This window comes from Aquimarina sp. AD1 (assembly GCF_003443695.1).
Lineage (GTDB): Bacteria > Bacteroidota > Bacteroidia > Flavobacteriales > Flavobacteriaceae > Aquimarina > Aquimarina latercula.
Map to the genome: position 1 here is coordinate 5,440,910 of NZ_CP031966.1, position 20,651 is coordinate 5,461,560.

At 32.9% G+C, this 20,651-nt stretch carries 11 protein-coding genes; 4 read left to right on the plus strand and 7 right to left on the minus strand.

Annotated elements, in window-relative coordinates; translation table 11 throughout:
- The first annotated feature begins 263 nt into the window (after nucleotides 1-263).
- The 4 genes from D1815_RS23455 to D1815_RS23470 all read left to right on the plus strand — a co-directional run bounded on the left by D1815_RS23455 (nucleotide 264) and on the right by D1815_RS23470 (nucleotide 9,600).
- Nucleotides 264-3,287 (plus strand): TonB-dependent receptor, encoded by a 3,024-nt coding sequence (locus tag D1815_RS23455; RefSeq protein ID WP_118389788.1) that lies wholly within the window; start codon nucleotides 264-266, stop codon nucleotides 3,285-3,287.
- A 26-nt stretch (nucleotides 3,288-3,313) separates the two neighbouring features.
- Nucleotides 3,314-4,720 carry a RagB/SusD family nutrient uptake outer membrane protein gene (locus D1815_RS23460; RefSeq protein WP_027392215.1) on the plus strand — a complete coding sequence of 469 codons (1,407 nt, stop codon included), beginning with the start codon at nucleotides 3,314-3,316 and terminating at the stop codon, nucleotides 4,718-4,720.
- 494 nt (nucleotides 4,721-5,214) lie between these two features.
- Nucleotides 5,215-8,223, plus strand: coding sequence for a TonB-dependent receptor (locus D1815_RS23465; protein ID WP_118389790.1), 3,009 nt, complete (start codon nucleotides 5,215-5,217; stop codon nucleotides 8,221-8,223).
- 12 nt (nucleotides 8,224-8,235) lie between these two features.
- Entirely contained in the window at nucleotides 8,236-9,600 is a 1,365-nt protein-coding gene (locus tag D1815_RS23470; RefSeq protein WP_027392213.1) for a RagB/SusD family nutrient uptake outer membrane protein, read from the plus strand.
- 225 nt (nucleotides 9,601-9,825) lie between these two features.
- Here D1815_RS23470 and D1815_RS23475 read toward each other — a convergent pair whose 3' ends face one another.
- The 7 genes from D1815_RS23475 to D1815_RS23505 form a co-directional block, all read right to left on the minus strand.
- Nucleotides 9,826-13,272 carry a starch-binding protein gene (locus D1815_RS23475; protein WP_118389792.1) on the minus strand — a complete coding sequence of 1,149 codons (3,447 nt, stop codon included), beginning with the start codon at nucleotides 13,270-13,272 and terminating at the stop codon, nucleotides 9,826-9,828.
- 266 nt (nucleotides 13,273-13,538) lie between these two features.
- Nucleotides 13,539-14,165 carry a class I SAM-dependent methyltransferase gene (locus tag D1815_RS23480; RefSeq protein WP_118389794.1) on the minus strand — a complete coding sequence of 209 codons (627 nt, stop codon included), beginning with the start codon at nucleotides 14,163-14,165 and terminating at the stop codon, nucleotides 13,539-13,541.
- A 3-nt stretch (nucleotides 14,166-14,168) separates the two neighbouring features.
- The gene (locus D1815_RS23485; RefSeq protein ID WP_118389796.1) at nucleotides 14,169-16,199 is read right to left on the minus strand and encodes a DUF349 domain-containing protein; all 2,031 of its coding nucleotides are present in this window, start codon (nucleotides 16,197-16,199) and stop codon (nucleotides 14,169-14,171) included.
- 139 nt (nucleotides 16,200-16,338) lie between these two features.
- Nucleotides 16,339-17,067, minus strand: a complete 729-nt coding sequence (locus tag D1815_RS23490) for a shikimate dehydrogenase (protein WP_118389798.1) — start codon at nucleotides 17,065-17,067, stop codon at nucleotides 16,339-16,341.
- On the minus strand, nucleotides 17,064-18,092 hold the full coding sequence (locus D1815_RS23495) for a DUF368 domain-containing protein (protein ID WP_027392209.1): 1,029 nt from the start codon (nucleotides 18,090-18,092) through the stop codon (nucleotides 17,064-17,066). Before D1815_RS23495 ends, D1815_RS23490 begins: the two co-directional genes overlap by 4 nt.
- A 5-nt stretch (nucleotides 18,093-18,097) precedes the next feature.
- On the minus strand, nucleotides 18,098-19,063 hold the full coding sequence (locus D1815_RS23500; RefSeq protein WP_118389800.1) for a DUF368 domain-containing protein: 966 nt from the start codon (nucleotides 19,061-19,063) through the stop codon (nucleotides 18,098-18,100).
- A gap of 124 nt (nucleotides 19,064-19,187) precedes the next feature.
- Nucleotides 19,188-20,585, minus strand: coding sequence for a tetratricopeptide repeat protein (locus D1815_RS23505; protein ID WP_118389803.1), 1,398 nt, complete (start codon nucleotides 20,583-20,585; stop codon nucleotides 19,188-19,190).
- Nucleotides 20,586-20,651: the final 66 nt, after the last annotated feature.

Below are 20,651 nucleotides of genomic sequence, written 5' to 3' on the forward strand. Positions count from 1 at the left end.
AAACCCTTACAATAGAAAGCTAAGTAAATAAGTAAAATTTCATCGGTAAAAAGGTAAAGCTTGATCATTTTTAACTAGTTGAAGTCCCATAATCACTTGTTTTGTCAAATATTGCTAGAAAGAGAAGGAGAATTTTTTAATCTACAGAATGCCTTATACATTTTATAAAAAGTCAATAGATAGATTGAATTAGCCATCATTATCATATTCTTTTTCTCTTTTTGCAATTTCTAACGGAGGTTTAATTTTATGAAATTTAATTTATGAAACAAATTAATTACAAATTACTGTTGTTTGTATTTTTTGTATCCAGTATTTCTTTAGCACAAGAAAAAATGATCACTGGATTAATAACGGATAATAAAGACTTACCCTTACCGGGAGTTAATGTTATTGTTAAAAACACATCCAACGGAACGCAAACGGACTTTGATGGAAATTATAGTATAAAGGCAAATAGAGGAGCTGTACTATCGTTTAGTTATGTGGGTTTTGCTACCAAAGAAATCGTGGTAGGCGATTCAAATAATATTAATGTGCAATTAGAAGCCTCGGCAGCTGAGTTGGAGGAAGTTGTAGTAGTTGCTTATGGATCGCAGATCGAAAAAAAATTGGTTACCAGTATTACTACAGTTTCAAGTGATGATATACAGGATATTGTTGCCGATTCTCCACAAAATATACTACAAGGACAAGCGGCAGGAGTACAGGTTTTTTCTAGTTCTGGAGGTTTAGGAGCTTCTCCTACAATTAATATTAGAGGTACTAATTCAATTGGTAGTAACACAAGACCATTATTTGTTATCGACGGAATAGTACTAGGTGATAACTTTACTACTTTTGGACAAGGTTCGGGACAAGGGATTAATCCTTTGGCTAATATAAACCCAAATGATATTGAAAGTATTTCTGTTTTAAAATCAGCAGCAGCAGCAGCATTATATGGTTCACGTGGAGGCAATGGAGTTGTATTGATTACAACTAAGAGCGGAAGAAAAGATGGAAAAGTTACGGTGGATATAGACATTAACACATCTTTTGCATCTATTACAGATTCGCCAGATTTATTAAATGCTCAAGAATTCATTGATTTTACAACACTTATTAGAAATGGTTCAGCGGTAGGAGCAAGTCCATTGACTAGTGCTGGAGGAGAGTTTGATGCTTTAGATGCGGTTTTGAGAACTGCTTCGACACAATCATATAATTTTAGTGTGCGAGGTGGTAATCAAAATGGAAACTATTTTATTGGCGCAACAAGAGAAGACCAAGAAGGTATTAGAGTAGGTGATAATTTAGAGAGAACTAGTTTTAGATCAAATGTCCAAGCGAAAGCAGGTAACTGGTTGACAGCAACATTAAATGCAAATATCTCTCATAACAGATTTGATAGAGTACCAGCAGAGAATGCTTTTGCTTCTCCATATACTATTGCATTATTACAAAGACCAGATGTAGAACCATTTGATGATGAAGGTAATTTTACGACAGCTGGTAACGTAGGTGGGGGCAATGTAATAGCTCAAGAACTATTAAATCTAAATTTATCGACAACTACACGAATCGTTGGAAATGGATCTTTAGATTTTAATTTATCGTCTTTATTAGATGGATTAAGTTTTAAACAAGATTTTGGAATAGATAGGGTGTTTACAGAAAACCAACAAAGAAATGTTGATCTATTAACTCCAGGTGGATCTGCGGCAAACTCCGTTTTCCAACAAAATAGATATATACTTAATAGTATTCTTACCTATAATAAGAGTTTCGGTGATTCACATAATTTAAATGTTTTTGGAGGATTCTCTTATGAAGAGAATGCTTTTAGAAATGTACAAGCTCAAGGTACAGGTTTCTTATCTGATGCTCAATTGAATATTGAATCAGCTTCGACATTTCCTGTTACTTCTTCAAGCGGAGATGCAACTAGATTAGTTTCTTATTTAGGTAGAGCTTCTTATGACTACGCAAATGGTAAGTATATTGTTGAAGGTACTGTAAGAAGAGACGGTTCTTCAAGATTTGGTGCAAACAATAGGTTCGGTACATTTTGGTCGGCGGCAGTAGGATGGAATGTTTCTGATGAATCATTCATGCAGAACGTTGATTGGATTCAAGGATTAAAATTAAATGGGAGTTATGGTACAACTGGTAATGATAGAATAGGAAACTTCCCTTCTTTAGGATTGTTTACAGGAAATAACTTTAATGGTAATTCAGGGTTAACTCCATTCACTTTGGCAAATCCAGATTTACGTTGGGAAAGTACTACGACTTGGGATGTAGGGTTAACTGCCGCTTTTTTTAATAGAAGATTGTCTTTTAATGTAGAGTATTATGAAAGAGTTACAGATGATTTAATTTTATTTGTTCCTGTGGATCCTACATTTAATTTTGGACTGAATGGAAGAAATGAAAATATTGGAGAATTACAGAATACGGGTGTAGACTTTTCTATGGACGCTGTGATTTTTAAAGGAGCTAATGACGGTTTTAAATGGACCTCTAGTCTAAATCTTGGATTTAACAAGAATGAAGTTACAAGTCTTCCTGAATCAGCAAGCGTAGATGAGAATGGAAATAGGTTTGTTGCTCAAGCAGGTGGGTCACTTGCATTTTCAGGACAGAGAGCAATAGAAGGACATTCTGCAAATTCATGGTATTTGATTCCATATATTGGAGTTAATCCTCAAACAGGTGATGCTGAATGGCTTGATGCTGATGGTAATCCTACAACAACCCCAACGGATGCAGATAGAAGAATAGTTGGTCAAGCAAATCCTGATGTAGTTGGAGGATTTTCGAATGTGTTTACATATAAAAATTGGTCGTTAAATACATTATTTAACTTCTCTGTAGGTAATGACATATTATTAACTTCTAGAACATTTACAGAAAACCCAATAAGCGGTTTTAATAAATCATCAAGAGTTTTAAGTGTTTGGCAACAACCAGGAGATCAGGCTCTAATACCTAGTCCCGATAGCCCAACAATAAATACATTTAATCAAAATTCTACAGCTCAATTAGAAGATGGGTCTTTCCTTAGATTAAAGAATGTAACTTTAGCATATACACTTTCTGATAATTTTTTAGATAAGATTTTTATTAATAAAGTAAGGTTATATGCTACTGCTACAAACTTATTGACTTTTAAAAGTGATGGGTTAGATGGTTATGATCCAGAAGTATCAAATGGATCTAATGGTGCTGGTGCTATAGGACAAGATTTCTTTACTTTACCACAAGCTTCAACATATACTTTTGGTATTAATTTGTCCTTCTAAACAATTTAACGATATAATATACACGTATGAAAACAAGTATAAATAAAAATAATAAGTTTAGTTTACTAGTAATTTTACTGGTAATACTAACGACTTCTTGCGAAGATAGAATAGAATTATTACCAGAGGATGATACGGCTAATGAGGTTGTGTTTTCAAACGGTTCCTTAGCATTAGGAGCTGTAACAGGTATATATAATAGAGCACAACAGGATAATGTACTTAACGGAACATTACAATTTATTACAGAGTGGCAGTCTGATAATGTAGATTTCATAGGTACTTTTACCACATTTGGAGAGATAAGAGATTATGCTACATTATCTGCTAATGGAGCGGTATTTGGTATATGGGATGATAGTTACGAAGTTATCGGAGCTGCAAATCTAGTTATCGATAATGTTCCTTTAGTACCAGATGAGAGCTTTACAGAAGAACAACGTACAGGAGCTATAGCAGAGGCTAGGTTTTTAAGAGCTTTAGTATACTTTAATATCTCAACAATTTTCGGACAACCTTTACAAATTGGAGCAGGAGCAAATAATTTGAGCGTACCTCTTGTAGTTACATCAGAACAAGGTCAAGAGTTACCTAGAGTAACTTTAGGGCAAATATATGATTTTGTAGAAACGGAATTATTAGCTATCATTCCTGATTTAGAAACCAATAATAGAATAGGAGCTAGTTCAAGAGCCGCTGAAGCGCTATTAGCGAAATTGTATTTGTATCAAGAACGTTGGGGTGATGCTGCAAATTTTGCAAACGATGTAATTAACGATTCCTTCTATAGTTTAGCTCCTGATTATACTTTTTATGACTCTCCAGATTCACCAGAACATGTATTTACATTAATAAATGATGCAGTAACAGGTCAGACATCTGGGCAAGGATTTTCAGGATTAAGTAATCCTGTCCCTGGAGGAAGAGGTGATGTTCCTTTTTCTCAAAATTTGTTAGATGCATATGCTGAAGAGCCTGGAGATTTAAGATTTGATAACTTGACTCAAACTGGACCTGGAGCTGAAGGTGCGGATAGAATATTTACTAATAAATTTCCGGAGGACGTTAACAACTCTGATGACGCACCTGTATTAAGAATTACAGAAATGTATTTAATAAGAGCAGAGGCTAATTTTAGAGCAAGTTCTTCTGTGGGTTCAACACCACTGGAAGATATTAATCTATTAAGAAATAGAGCAGGATTATCTGATTTAACAAGTGTTGATTTAGATATTATTTTAAATGAAAGAAGAAAAGAATTGGCTTTTGAAGGACAAAGACGAATGGATCTTTTAAGAAACAACTTGAGTTTAAGAAGACCGGATCAACCAAACGAAGCTCTTTCTGCTCCAGGTATGGATAAAACTATATATCCAATACCTCAAGGGATTAGGGAATTATCTCCATTTATAGAACAAAATCCTGGTTTCTAATTATAATAAAACATGTAAGGAAAGGGAAGGTCTACTGAAAAGTAGACCTTTCTTTATTCCATATTTCAAGATTTAAATTTGTGAAGCATATTATTTTGATGGTTAGATATAAAAGGTAAACATATAGTATAATTGAATTTGATTAACTATTAACTTATAGCTATTAGATGTATAGATTGTTCATTTCGTTTAATTGATTAATCCCTTTAGTGAAATACAATGAAACGTCTTGATTAAATATAAAACACTACTATTCATTTTCATAAGTAAATTTTTATCGGCAAGGTAAACGTTGATAGGCTTTATCCATTTTTTTGACTTCTATAAGTTCCTTTATCACTCAATCATTAAAGGAACGGGCAAGAGATTACCAATAATAATTGTGTAGTTTAATCATATTGGTGATGTTATTATTGAGTTAGCCTTCAATATACTCTTGCCTTCTTTTATGTTATGACTAAATATTGGAGTATAAATCTTGAAAAATTTCAATTATGAAAATCAACCATTACAAATTATTAATACTCGTTTTTTTTATATCGAGTATTGCATTAGCGCAACAAAGATCCATATCTGGAACTGTAACAGACAGTAACGGATTACCTATTCCAGGAGTTAATATAATTATTAAGAAAACAAAAAGAGGAACCCAAACAAATTTCGATGGAATCTATTCTATAGAAGCAGAAAATCAAGAAATTATTATGTATTCTTTTCTTGGATATATTTCGCAAGAAATAATAATTACCAATCAAAATATGATAGACGTAGTCCTTGAAGAAGATGTTAGTGCTTTAGAAGAAGTGGTAGTAGTAGGTTTTGGGACACAATCTAGAAGGAAAATTACAGCTAATATAGCTTCTATTTCTTCTGATAAAATTAATGAAATACCAACTCCAAGTTTACAAAGTACCCTGACAGGTAAAGCAGCAGGCGTACAAGTAACACAATTAAACGGTAAAGTAGAAGGAGGAGTAAAGGTAAGAGTTAGAGGAATATCTACAATATCTTCTTCTCAGGAACCTTTATATGTAGTAGATGGTATTCCAATAACTAATTCTGATGAATCTATTAATGATTCCCCAATTAACCCTTTAATTGCATTAAATCCTAATGATATAGAATCAATCGATATTCTCAAAGATGCTTCTTCTGCCGCTATTTATGGAGCCAGAGGAACGAATGGAGTTATTATTATTACAACAAAACAGGGGAAACAAGGGAAAACAAAAGTGTCACTTAATTCTTCTTATGGAGTTAGTAGTGCTACGAATATTAGAGATTGGCTTAATGCAGAACAGTATGTAGAATTAGTAACAGAATCTGCATTAAACGCTGGTTTTACTCAAGCCGGAATAGAAGGGCAATTTGATTTTTATGCTAATGGATTAGATTGGAGAAATGGAGAAGTCGATACGGATTGGCAAGAATTAGCTTTGGTAGATGGATCAGTACAAGATTTTGGAGTATCGGTTTCAGGTGGAAGCGAAAAAACAAGATTTTTTATGTCTACCGCATATAATAATACAGATGGTATTGTTCGTGGAAATCAATTAGAAAGATATTCTTTTAGAACAAATATAGATCATACACTTTCTGAAAAGTTTAGAGTGGGAACTAATTCAAGTGTTTCGAAATCTATAATAGACAGAATTTCTAATGATAATGCATTTGCAACCCCACTTCAGGCAATAGCGCAATCACCACTTTCTCCTGCGTATTTAGCAGACGGTGTTACTCCTAATAATGAATCTACGGAATATTATAATTTTTTGACAGAAGAATTTAATGGAAACTTCAAAACGAATATCTGGAGAGTATTAGCAAATGTGTATGCTGAATATAAAATTCTACCTGAATTAAGTTTTAGATCAGAGATAGGATATGATTTTCTATCTCAGGTAGCAGAACGTTTTTCCGGAAGTCTTACTGAGTCAGCTTCGGTTGGTGGATTTGGAACTGCAAATGCTGTTCAAACAGAAAAGTATAATTTAAATAACTACTTCACCTACAATAAAAGGTTTAATGATACTTTTGATTTTGAAGGAACCTTAGGAATGAGTTATGAAGATAGTCAGCGAAGATTGCAGTTTGCCCAAGGTCAAGGTTTTCCTTCTGATGATTTACAAACATTAAATAGCGCAGCAGAAATTACAGCAGGTGGATCTAGCCGAACTAGATTTAATTTTCTCTCTTACTTTGGTAGAACTACACTTTCAATTGCCGATAAATATCTGTTCAATGCAAGTATACGATATGATGGTTCTTCTAGATTTGGGGATGAAAATAGATTTGGATGGTTCCCAGCAGCATCAGTGGGATGGATAGTTTCAGAAGAATCGTTCCTTAATAGTTCAGAAGTTGTTTCACTGCTAAAACTTAGAGGAAGTTGGGGAATTACAGGTAATGCAGGTATTGGAAATTTTGCAAGTTTGAGTTTGTTTCAAGGAACTCCATATAATCAAAGAGCGGGATTAGCTCCTACTCAGTTAGGAAATCCAGCACTTAAATGGGAAAAAACAACTCAGGTGGATATAGGATTAGATTTTGGTTTCTTAAATAATAGAATCTCTGGAGAAATTGATTACTATGTAAAAGATACCGATGACCTTCTGTTAAATGAGCCTGTTCCGGGAGCTTCAGGTTTTCCTAATATTACTAGAAATGTAGGAGAAATGAAAAATAGAGGATTTGAATTCATTATTAATACAAAAAATATTGTTTCTGCAGATGGTAGTTGGAGTACATCATTAAATCTTTCTACGATTGATAATGAAGTAACTAAATTGCCAGGTGGAGATATTATAGCAGGGAGAAACATTGTACGAGAAGGTGAAACGGTTTCTTCATTTTATGTAGTAGAATTTGCAGGTGCTGATCCGGCTAATGGAGATGCTTTATTTGTTAGAAATACTGTGAATGCAGATGGTTCAATTGATAGAAGTACTACAAATAATTTTAATGAGGCAGATAGAATTATAGCTGGTAGCCCTTACCCTGATTTTATAGCTGGTTTTACTAATAATATATCTTATAAAGGAATTGATTTTGCATTTACTTTTCAAGGAGAATGGGGTGCCTCGATATATAATAACGGCGGACGGTTTCAATCGGGAAATGCAAGATTTTTCGATAACCAAACTACAGATCAATTAAGAAGATGGCAACAACCAGGAGATATCACGGATGTTCCACAAGCTCGTTTGTTTAGTACAAATGGACAGCAGGCATCTACAAGATACCTTCAGGAATCAGATTTCATAAGATTAAGAAATTTGACTTTAGGATATACCATACCGCAAGAGGTAACAAAGAAATTTTATATGGAACGAGTAAGAGTTTATTTCACAGGTTTTAATTTACTCACTTTTACTGACTATGATGGATACGATCCAGAATCTACTGCGGATTTTAACGGAGATTCTAATATTCAAGTAGGAGAGACTTTTTATTCAGCTCCTCCTGCTAAAACATACACACTAGGTATAAATATTGATTTTTAAAAACGTATTGATATGAAAACATTAAAATATATAAAACTGATAATGATCGCAGCACTGATTGTTTCGATTTTTGGGTGTGAGGATAATTTGGAGTTAGCACCTGAACAAAGTTTATTACCAGAAGTAGCTACATCAAATCCTGCTAATTTGCAAAATATATTAACAGGTATTTATGATGAAGCTGGACAAGCCGTTTCATACGGTGGTCAAATAAATTTAGCATCAGAATTACTTGGTAATGATACAGATCTTTCTTGGAATGGTACTTTTGAACAGCCAGCTCAATTAATAGAAAAACAACTAGTACCGGACAATACTTTCGTAAGGGATTATTGGTTAAACGCTTATGAGGTTAATAATCAGGCTAATATTGTATTAGCAAACTTAAGTGTATTTGAAGATGAATCAGAAAGAAATAGAGTAGAAGGAGAAGCTAAGTTTCTTCGTGCTTTAGTTTATTTCGATCTAGCGAGATTATTTGGACAATCATATGATGCAGCTGGAGGCAATTCTCAACTTGCCGCCCCGATTGTATTAGATGCAATATTAAACCCTAGTGATATTACTTCTCCTTTAAGAAATTCTGTAGAAGAAATGTATGGTCAGGTGATTTCTGATCTTCAAAATGCTTACAATTTGCTTCCTGATTCTAATGGAGTATTTGCTGATAGATATGCGGCACAGGCGTTATTAGCTAGAGTATATTTGCAACAAGGCAATTATACAGGAGCGAGAGATGCCGCTGATGATGTTTTACAAAATAGCGGACATTCTCTAACAGAGACATATGATGGAGCGTTTAACAATGATGGGGACTCTAGTGAAGATATTTTTGCCTGGCAAGTTACCAGTCAAGATGGTATAAATCAAATGAATACTTTTTGGGCAGGCCAGGCATTTGGAGGTAGATCAGGAAACCCTGATGTGTCAATAAATAGTTCGTTTTTTGATATTTTTGATGATGTAAATGATGATAGATCACAATTTTTTTATACAACTTCTGGCGGGACTGCTACAACCAAATGGCAATCACAGTTTGCTAATATTCCATTTTTACGCATTGCAGAAATGCACTTGATTAGAGCTGAAGCCAATCTCAGATTAACAACAGCAATTGGGTTAGATCCTTTGGTAGAGATTAATGCACTTAGAGGTAGGTCAAATGCTGGAGCACTTGGAGTTGTTACTTTACAAGATATAATTGATGAACGTAAACGCGAACTAGCGTTTGAAGGTTTTACTTTGCACGATATTAAAAGATTACAAGGTACTGTAGGTCCGTTGAATTATGATGATAACTTTTTGGTAATGCCAGTTCCTCAAAGAGAAAGAGATGCGAATCCGAATTTAATACAAAATCCAGGATATGGGAGTTAATTGTTGAGTTTTTATATTTTTCAAAACTGCCTGGAAATATAATCAGACGAAATCTACGGAGTGGAATGAACAATAATCTGATTCAAAATAATTTTCTGGGCAGTTTTAATCTCTTAGGGAAATAAGACCGAAGATTGTGTATATCCTTTTTATATCCCAAAAAATTACCCGTTTAAATATTTTTTTAAACGGGTAATTAATTTTAAAAGAATTTTTCTTGAAATTTTATTGTTTTAAAATTTTTCTAGTAGAAGACTTACCGTCAATAGTTATTTTACAAAAATAAATACCACTTGCTAGAGATTTTTCTGTCAGTTTATATTGGTGCTTTCCTAAGCTTACTTTTGTATTAATAATAGTTTGAGAAGCTCCATATAAATTAATAAGTTCTATCCTTACGTCACTTCTATTCTTTAGTATTTCTAATTGTAATACAGAGTTTTCGGTTATAGGATTAGGAAATATTTTAATATTCTTATCTAATGTTTCATCTTTAATATTAGTATCATTCAACCTTATTGCATCTGGATTTTGATCGTGCCAGGTTCCATTATAATACCACCCATTTTGACAACGATTTAGATCTGGTGTTTGAGAAACCCCACTATTACTAAAAATAAAATTAGAGCAAGAAGTATTTGGTAATGTATATCGGTACCAACCATCTGTCGCTAATGTCATAGGTTCTCCTGGCCAACCAGTTGTGGAGTTAGAAGGAGTAGCATTCCAAAAATAAATAGTTGGAGATGTATATGAGTCTGATTTAAAGTACACTGTTAAGTCTTGACTTACTTCAGGGTTACTATCATACCAAGTTCCATTGTAATACCATCCATCTCCGCATCTTTGTAGATCTTGTGTTTGCGATATTCCATTATTACTGAAAATTATATTAGAACAATTAATTCCTTCAAGTTTTAAAGAATACCATTCATTACCAATATTATTCATTGTTACACCAGGCCAAGGAACTGTTGCGTTAATTGGAGTTGTATTCCAGTAGTAAATAGTTGGATTAGATAATGAACCTTTAAAATATATTGTCATTGAATCAGATGTATTATCTGAAAAAGTAAATGAATTACTGATAATTTGAGAAGATAGTCCTTCTACATCGTATGCAATAGCACGTATAGTTGTGTCAGATGTAATACTTAATGGGGCAGTATACTTATCTGAAGAAATAGAAGGTTCATCACCATTTAAAGTATAATAGATTTCTATTCCTTGTGGATTATTATCTGTAGCGCTTAATGATATACTTACGATTTCTCCAATATTAAAAGATCCACCTTCAGGAGACATGGATATTATTGGAGGCGTATTTCCTGTAATTCTTGGATCCGTATCGTACCATATTCCATTATCATACCAACCATCTTTATCTCTACTTAAATCATCTGTTTTAGTGCCACCATTATCATTAAATAATAAGTTAGTGCTTTGTACTCCTTCGAAAATATATTCATACCATTCAGAGTTGTCTATTCGATTCATCTGAGGTCCTGGCCAATTGCTTGGAGGCAAAACGTCTGGCGATTCATTCCAATAATGTACATTTACTTGAGACCAAGAAGATGGTTTTTTTAAATAAACGTGTAATCCTTCTATGGGGCCAATTCGATAGTTTTGTGTAATAATATCAGAAGCAGTACCATCTTTATCAAAAGTAACTGCTTTTATAGTAGTCGATTCGGTAATAGTAAATGAACTATTATAAGCAATGCTAGAAACATTAGGATTAGAACCATCAGTAGTGTAATAAATAGCATAAGGAGCTCCAGCACCACCTACACCTTCAAGAGTAACCTGAATAGGATCTTCAGAATTTGTAATATTAGGATTAATAATAACAACAGGATTGCTAGGGCCATTAACGCAATTTTCGAAAAAACCACCTCCGCAACCTCCAATAAGTCCAGGTCCATTTAACACATAAATTCCTGCTGATCCAGAAGTTACTGTAAAGTTTAATATCCCATTTTGTGCTGCAATTTCACGACCAGTAACTGCATCTCTATATAAACCATTTGTCATTCCTGAAATAGAGAATGATGCATCTCCATCTTTTGCTAACCCTACCGCAACTTCACTATTTTGATATATTCTTCGATAGGATACAGCATTTCCGGGAGCTTCTTTCCAATCCCAACTTCCTTTTTGTAAAGCGGGAACAGCTTTTCTAATCGCATTTAGTTTTTTAATATGTTGGTATATCTGATGATTAGAAGCTTGATCAATAACATCTCCATAGTATGCTCTACCGGTTTCATTGATGGATTTTTCGATTCCAGATGCGTCATGAATATCATTAAACTCTCCGGCTTTAAATCGCATTTCTGTTCCGTAATATACGGTCGGGATTCCTCTCCAAGTGAACATGAAATTCATGCAAGCAGCTAAATTCTCATCAGATCCACCATAACGTCTATTCCAGTCATTATTTGGGCCAAAATCATGATTGTCTAACCAAGTAACTAAGGTAGAAGGGTCGCTATATAGATTATCATATCTTGCAGCTGCTTTTACTGTTGAAAAAGATTGTCCTTCTTCAAAAGTACCGTGAAAAGTGGCTTCTCCGAAAAAATCTATTACAGCAAGATCTAAAGGTTCTGAATTATTAACTTCTCCTCTCCAAGTATAATAATGTGGGTTAGTTTCATCAACAGGATGTAGTTCGTGACGTTTTTGTGCTACTTCTCCAAAAATAAATAGATCGGGGTTGATAGCTTTAAATGCATCGTAAAAATAAATAATATCCTCTCTGCTCATATGTTTAACGGTATCCCAACGAAAAGCATCTACTCCCATATTTATATACGTGGCATAGGCATTTACAAGATAATCTCTAACCACTTGACTACCTGTATTAAGATCAGGCGTATCACCAGCTAGTGCTCTGTTTTGTAAATTTTCTATATCATCAAATCCTTGCGCAAAACCATTTCCAGAATGATGGTACCAATCCGGATCAGATGTATCAACATAGCTTTCTTTGCCAGGGAAATTGTAAGCGGACAGATCTTGATTATATGGTGGAGGCATTTTTTCTAAATTCGCTCTACTCCATATTAAACCATCTTCTGGATTAGGAGTTAAACCGTCATATTCCCAATTAGGATTATCCGGAGCGTACCAAGGTTTTGTTGGATCTGTATTATATTTTATCTCAGCGACATCCTTTATACCAAAACGACCGGCGTGATTGGTTACAACATCTAGAACAATCTTCATATCACGAGCATGAATTTCATTTATTAAATCTTGAAAGGTAGCTCCGGGAGACTCTAATCGAGGGTCTACTTTCGTAAAATCCCACGCGTGATACCCGTGATAATCTAAAGGGCTTCTGTTGTGTACAATTGGCGTTATCCAAATAGCGGTAAACCCGAGATCTTTAATATAATCTAGTTTTTGGATTAACCCTTTAAAATCTCCTTTCCAAGTTACATCTTCTGGATCCGTAATTGTTGGATTTATTGTTGGATCAGGATTGTACGAAGACCATTCTGTAGCTGCATTATTACTAGAATCTCCATCGAAAAATCTAGAGGTCATTAAAAAATAAATTGTTTCTTCTCTAAAATCAGTCTGTGCTGTTAGAATATTAGAATTGAGAAATAGACTCCATAGACATATTATGCCTAGAAGTTTAGGTAGTGAGTTTTTCATAAGTTTTAGTGTTTGAATTGTGTTTGTGTGAAATTTTATACTTCTTTCAGAAGTTGTGATTTATATTGCCATATTTATTTGATTAGGTGATTTTTATTAAAGAAGTGATACTTTTTTAGTTTAAAAAATGATGATTTACTAATTTAAGGAATAATTGAGTATTAATTTGATTGTTTTTTTACTTAAACGTTTTCGTGTTGATAAAATTTAGAAGTGGTTATATACTAACACCCTGTGCCAATAATTTCAAAACATGTTTTAAAAACTTATTTTTTGAAACATATTAATTTATCGGAAACTGATAGATCATTAAAATGATAGTTGGTTTTAATCCAATTTAAAGTTTTTTGTGTGTAGAAGAATACGTGGGTCGGATCATTTTTATACCACCAAGAATTAAAATCAATAGATCGGTTATAAAGATAGGTTTTACAATATAAACTTCCTTTTTCTTGTAATAAGGAGTGTAATAATTTGAACTCTTGATTTGGATTATAAAAGTGTTCCATTACTTCACAACATGCAATGTAATCATAGGTTTGGTCTAATGCTTTTGGATTTGGATCAAAAAATGGATCATATGTAGTGATATTGTATCCTATATTTCTTAACATCGAAGTGATCACAGGACCACTACCGCTTCCAAAATCCAGACCATTATGTTCTTTTTTATATTCATCTCTAATGGAATTCACTATGGGGGACACAAAATTTTGATAACCAACGTCCGTCACATCATTGTTATGAGTATCATACCTGTTTTTTTCTTCTATACTAGATAGAAAATATGATGGATACATTCCAATCCCATCACAATGAGTACACTGATAATAGCCTCTTTTTTCGGTAACAGAAAATTCTACGGTTTCTGATCCACAAAGAGCACAATTCATAGATTATAATTCTTTAATTTTTTTAAGCTTGTTTTTCCAGACTTGTAAACTGTCTTTATGTTTTCCAATGTTTTTCTTTACCTCTATTACCAGAGGGTTGTTATCATCTGCGTGTTTAAAAAATTGTAGATTATTTTCTAATTGGCGAATTTCACCATGAACTTCATCTATTTTTTTACGAATGAAGTTTTGCTCATTTCTAAGTGCTCTATCATCTGATTGATTGGCAAGAGAACTAAGTTTGTTTTCATACTTAATCATCTCAGTTTGCTGTCTACTAAGATTTAGTTGTTCAAAAAAGGTGTCTAAGACCTTATTATAATCAGATTCTATGTTTTTCTTTTTGTAAGGAACTCTACCTAGGCTCTTCCAAACGTTAATGTTTTCTTTGATTGTAGTAAGATCAGTTTCGGGATCACCAGATAATTTTAGTTCTTTAAGTGCTTCTATGTGCGCTAATTTTTTCTCATAAGAAGCAACTTCTTCTTTATTAGCTTCATTTTTTTCAGCGTGGATTCGATCAAAATAAGAATTACAGGCATCTTTAAATCGTTTCCATATTCTATCGCTGTCTTTTCTAGGAACGTGACCTATTTTTTTCCAATCCGCCTGAATTTTTTTCATTAGCGGTGTAGTTATAGAAAAATCATCACTATCCTTATTATCTTCAGCGATTTTGATGAGTTCCATTTTCTTATTTAGGTTTTCGAACTGATCTTTCTTAAGACTTTTATAGAATGCATTTTTATTTCTGTTAAAATCTCTTACCGCACTTTTAAATTGACTCCAAGTTTCTTCATTAGCATTAGAAGGTACTTTTCCAGCTTGAAAGAATTCTTCCCTTAGAGCCTCTATTTCTTTGATTTTTTGTTGCCATCCGCCATGATTTTTTGGATGATCGGAAGCTACGTTGATGATCTTAGAAATAATTTCTTGTTTTACTTCTAGGTTTTTTTCGTAAACTTTATCTTGTATTTTAAAGAAATCTTGACGGTTTTCGTGTATCTTTTTAGTAAGAGCACTAAATTTTTCCCATATAGGTTCTCTATATTCTTTAGCTACTGGGCCCAAATCTTCTTTCCACATTTTATGCAGAATTTGCAATTCTCTAAATGCCCTATTTACATCAGTTTCCTGAGCTAATTCTGTGGCACGCTCAATAATCTTAAGTTTTTGCTCTAAATTATGTTTGAAATCCAGATCTCTAAAATCTCTGTTTAGATGAAGAAAATCATAAAAGTTCTCTGTGTGATGATGGTATGTGTTCCAAACTGTATTATACTTATCTCTTGGAATAGGACCCGCATTATGCCATCTTTCTTTTATTTCCTTAAAGTGGTTATATGTAGTATTAATGTTTTCTTCTACATTTAATAGCCCTTTTAATTCTTCAATTATGTCCAATCTTTTTTGAAGATTAACTTGTAGATCTTTCTTTAAATTTTGGTAATATGCATTTCTTTTTTCTTTATAATCAAAATAAACAGAATTAAACTCTTTTTTTAATGGTGTTGAGTAGTAGAAGTCAATTATATTGCCACCATCTGCTAAAAATTCATCTTTTTTCTGCTCTACTTCCTCATTAAACTTAGCATTAAATTCAGTTTTAATTTCCTCCACATGCTCCTTTATTGCCTGGATCTTTTCGCTTTTAATCAGGTGGCGTAATTCAGATATGAGCTCATCTTTGCTCATTGCATGATAGTCTTTCTTTTCTATATCGTGTCGCTCTAACTTGCTTTCATCCTCACTATCTTTTGCTACTGCCTGATCCATCTCATTTTGGATCTCATTTTCAGAATCAGAGATAACCTCTTCTTTTTTTATTTCTTCAGTAGCTGTAATTTCTTCGGTAGATGGTTCTTCTACAGGTAGTTCTTCTGTAGCAGTCTTTTCTTTTACCGTAGCTTTTTCAGATTGATCGTCTTGAGTTGACTGTGATTCAGTAACTTCTGCGACAGTTTTTTCTTCTATAGCCTTTGTATTGTTCTCTTCGTTTCCATCTGCTTCTGGCAGGTTATCGTGTGTGGACATTATATAAAATGTTTTTGTTTGTCTGAGCTTAACGATTGACTAAGATACTAACATCTTATATAAACTCAAAGCAAATGAGCTGTTTTAGGAATTACATTTGTAGGAAATATATAATAATTCTGATATAGGAAATGAAAAATTATTGATTCCAGATCTCCCAAGATTTCTCGGCTTGGAGTATTAACATACGTAAACCATTACTAGTTTTCGCTCCATATTCTTTTCCTTTTTTCATAAAGGTGGTTTCTTCTGGATTGTAAATAAGATCGTATAAAACGTGATGTTCGCTTAAATATTCAAAAGGAATGTTTGGGTGACTTTCTACATTAGGGTGTGTCCCCAATGGAGTACAATTTATAATTAATTTAAATTCTCTAATAATATCTTCATCTAGATCATTGTAGCTCAATTCTTTGAAATCAGGGTTTCGAGATACAAAGTTGTGTTTTATATTTAATTTATTTAATGCAAAAGCAATTGCTTTCGATGCTCCTCCGGTTCCTAGGATTAGAGCTTTTTTAATTTTTTCATTTAATAATGGCTTTAAAGATTCTGTAAAACCATAATAATCGCTGTTATAACCTGTTAGTTTTCCGTCTTTGTTAAACTTAATTACATTTACAGCACCAATTTCTTTGGCAGTAGGATCCAATGAATCTAAGAAGGGGATTACTTCTTCTTTATAAGGTATGGTTACATTCATTCCTTTGATATCTGAATCTTGTATTATAGTTCTTAAATCATCGATCGTTTTGATATCAAAATTTTGATAAGAACAATCCAGATTTTCGTTTGCGAATTTGTTAGAAAAATAGTTTCTAGAAAATGAATAACCGATATCTCTACCTAATAATCCGTATGTGTTCATGTTGGTTTGGTTTTTAATGTTTTCTCGCCATACCATTCCAACCAAAGGACAATCCCTATACCCACTAAAATAAAAAAGAAAGCAGCATAGGTTGGTATTATTGTAAGATCTGGAAGGTAGCGATCGTAGTTGTCCAGTATAGGATTTCCTTGTGCATCGATCAATATTTCTCCTAGATCATTTTTTTTATACATTTTATGTTTCCATGGCCAAACAACTCCTAAAGAACCGGTTATAAAACCAATAATAGCAGCAAAAGTTGCATTTTTGTAATGCTTTAATACATATCCTAAAAAGTGCGATAATGTAACTAGGCCAGTTATAGAGCCTAAACTAAATACTACAAGAACTTGGAGCAATCGTAACCTTTTAGCATTTTCCATAAAAGATAAATCCCATCGTATTAAATCAGCTATAGTGTCATATAAAGCATTTACAGCATCTACTAATAATAACACATAATTACCAAATAAGATTAAGATAAAAGAACCTGATAATCCAGGTAGTGTCATACCAGAAACTCCTACGATACCACAAAAAAAGACAAAGAATAAGTTGTCATTTTCCTTTGCAGGTTCAAGTAAACTAATACTTATTCCGACTATAGTACCTATGATAATAAAACATATATTGCGTTTATTCCACTCATCAAAATTTTTGGTTATGTAGTATATTGATCCTATAATCATTCCAAAAAATGCTGCCCAAACGTACAGTTCATAATGGATAATTAGATAATCAAGAATTTTAGAAACACTAAAGTAGCTAATTAACATTCCTGAGATCAATAGTGCTAAAAACCGACCGTTTATATATCTCCAAAAACTTTTGAATCTAAAATTGATAAATAGTTTAAATGCTTTTAGGTTTATTTTTTGAAGTGAATAAATGAATTCTTCATAAAAACCAGCAACAAAAGCTACAACTCCTCCAGAAACACCAGGTACTTTATTAGCGGCTCCCATAGCCAAACCTTTAATGACTAGAAAAAACTTATCGCTAAACGTTCTGGTGTTTTGAGCCATAGATATTAATCTCCTTTTTTAGTTGCGAGTCGCTCTAGTGCAAGAATTAATAGAAACCCTATTATAATAAAAAGAAGTACCCAAATAATTCTAGAATCGCCATCAAAACTAGAAGGTAGAATACTTTTTTCTAGAAAAGGAACTTCAATACCTTCTGAGTTCGTTCTCCATGAAAGTACTTTTTTCCAAGGCCATAATTTGTTTAAAGAACCTATCATAAACCCTGTAAGTAAAGCTAACGTCATATTCTTATGGTTATTAAACATCCAGTTTAATATTTTAGAAAAAAGCTTTAAACCAGCTATTGCTCCAACAGCTATGATCAATATTTTATAAAATGCTTGCCATAATAGATTAAAATCTAAGGAAGTCAACCCTTCTCTAAATTGATTTAATATACCAATGAATGTTTCATAAGCTCCTAAAATTAAAAGAATGAATGCTCCGGAAACTCCTGGTAAAATCATCGCTATTATAGCTATAAAACCACAAAATAGTAAGTACCATAGACTTTCTGGTGATGCAATTGGTTCTGCAATTGTTATAAAGTACGAGATAACTGCGGCTAATAGTATGCTTATAAGAACCTTAGGACTCCAGATTGTTATTTGTTTTCCAATATAAAGTATACTCGCCAATACCAATCCAAAGAAAAATGACCATAATAATAGCGGTTCATTATGCAATAACCATTTAAGAATTTTTGCTAATGACAGAATACTTATTGCGATACCTGAAAATAATGCTAATAAAAAAGAAAGATTGTATTTTTTCCAAGAAGCAACAAACCCTTCATTTTTCCATGCCTTAAAAAAATTAAGGTCTAGATTATTGATTGTAGAAATCAACTCTTCATATATACCCGAAATGAAAGCTATTGTTCCTCCCGAAACTCCAGGAACTACATCCGCAGCTCCCATGGCAATTCCTTTAGCTGAAACTACCAGATAGTCCTTAAGACTTCGTTGCATTCTTTTTGATTTAGCATTTGTTATACAAACAAATGTATGTATTTTTTGTTGTAAATTTTGTTGTTACTTAAAGGAAATTGAAGTAATCTATTTGATTTATAAATTCCACAAAAAAACAGCTTGATTACCTTTTGTATTCAGAAATAATATTCTGAACTAATGTAAGATTAAATACGTGTTCAAATAATTCTTCCAAAACAATAGTGAACTCAATATCTAATTCTAGTGCTTTTCTAAGGTGAAATTCACCTTTGCTAAATTCTTGTTTCTCGTAATATAAACCTGCTAGCCTATATTGTATTTCTGCATTTTCTGGATAAAATTCAATAGCCTGCTGCATATTTTGAATAGCGGCATCAGACTCTCCGATAAATTTTAAAATATCCGAACGATTAAGCCAAGTTTCTAACTCGTAGTTTCCAAGTTCTAAAGCCTTTCGGTATCCTCTTTCTGCTTCTTCAAAGAAAGCTAAGCGATTATTAATTTTAGCATAACGTTTCCAGTATAAAACATTTTCTGCATCTATGCTAATCGCTTTATTGGTATAATACAACGCTTTTTGATAATTGCGTTTTCTCATATAGAAATCAGTGATTGCAATCCATCCTTTGTCCAAAAGTGGATCTTCATGCACTGTTTTAGAAAAATGTTGAATTGCTAAATCATCGCTACCTAATTTTTCGAAACATTTACCAATTCTGAGTAGAGCAAAAGAAGTCGGGTCGTCTAATTCTAAAGTAATCCGATAATTTTCTATAGCTTCATTGTAGCGTTTTAATTTTTCTAAAACCTTTCCTTTTTCTAAATAAGCACCTATAAAATATTCATCACTAATAATAGCAAAATCAAATGCAGCAAGAGCTTTTTCATATTCTTTAAGGTCAAAGTACTGTTTGCCGACTTGATGCCAGGCAACTTCACAATATGGATTTTTATCTAAAAACATATTGAGATAATTTATTGCTTCTTCATGTTGTTCAAGAAAATCAAAACAGTAAATAATATTATATAGTGCCGAGTAATCTTGATTATCTGATTCTAGACATCGCATGAAGTTTACTTTTGCATTTTCAAAATCATCCATAAACAAATACTCCATACCTATAAGAGAATATACATCTGCTTCATCAGCAGTATACTGCAGCGCAGTGCTTAGTAATTCGATTGCTTTTAAGTGATCATTTTGTTTAGAAAGTATATTGGCTTTTTGGATATATATTTCTTCATTTTCAGGTTCCAATGCATGAAGCTGTGCCAGAAGATTATCAGCTTTATCTAAACGATCTTCAAAAACAAGAATTTCAACTTGTAATAGTTTTAGATTAACAGAAGAAGGATGTTGAGAAAGTCCTAGAGAAATCGCTTTTTTGGCTTTAGCAATTTTTCCATTCTCTAGATAATGATGAATTATTGATTCGAATTCATCAGAATCAAAAAATTTAACATCATTAGATCTCAGCATAGACTCATATCGAGTAATTGAGAAATTATTTTCTTCGAATTCTTCGTGGTTAAATTTCATACACGTTGATTAAAGATGCCGAATATATCATAAATGCGTTGTAAATCTTTTTTGTTTTCCCCAACA

Coding starts and splice junctions, on each gene's coding strand:
- D1815_RS23455 (WP_118389788.1), top strand. CDS start 264: ATGAAACAAATTAATTACAAATTACTGTTGTTTGTATTTTTTGTATCC.
- D1815_RS23460 (WP_027392215.1), top strand. CDS start 3,314: ATGAAAACAAGTATAAATAAAAATAATAAGTTTAGTTTACTAGTAATT.
- D1815_RS23465 (WP_118389790.1), top strand. CDS start 5,215: ATGAAAATCAACCATTACAAATTATTAATACTCGTTTTTTTTATATCG.
- D1815_RS23470 (WP_027392213.1), top strand. CDS start 8,236: ATGAAAACATTAAAATATATAAAACTGATAATGATCGCAGCACTGATT.
- D1815_RS23475 (WP_118389792.1), bottom strand. CDS start 13,272: ATGAAAAACTCACTACCTAAACTTCTAGGCATAATATGTCTATGGAGT.
- D1815_RS23480 (WP_118389794.1), bottom strand. CDS start 14,165: ATGAATTGTGCTCTTTGTGGATCAGAAACCGTAGAATTTTCTGTTACC.
- D1815_RS23485 (WP_118389796.1), bottom strand. CDS start 16,199: ATGTCCACACACGATAACCTGCCAGAAGCAGATGGAAACGAAGAGAAC.
- D1815_RS23490 (WP_118389798.1), bottom strand. CDS start 17,067: ATGAACACATACGGATTATTAGGTAGAGATATCGGTTATTCATTTTCT.
- D1815_RS23495 (WP_027392209.1), bottom strand. CDS start 18,092: ATGGCTCAAAACACCAGAACGTTTAGCGATAAGTTTTTTCTAGTCATT.
- D1815_RS23500 (WP_118389800.1), bottom strand. CDS start 19,063: ATGCAACGAAGTCTTAAGGACTATCTGGTAGTTTCAGCTAAAGGAATT.
- D1815_RS23505 (WP_118389803.1), bottom strand. CDS start 20,585: ATGAAATTTAACCACGAAGAATTCGAAGAAAATAATTTCTCAATTACT.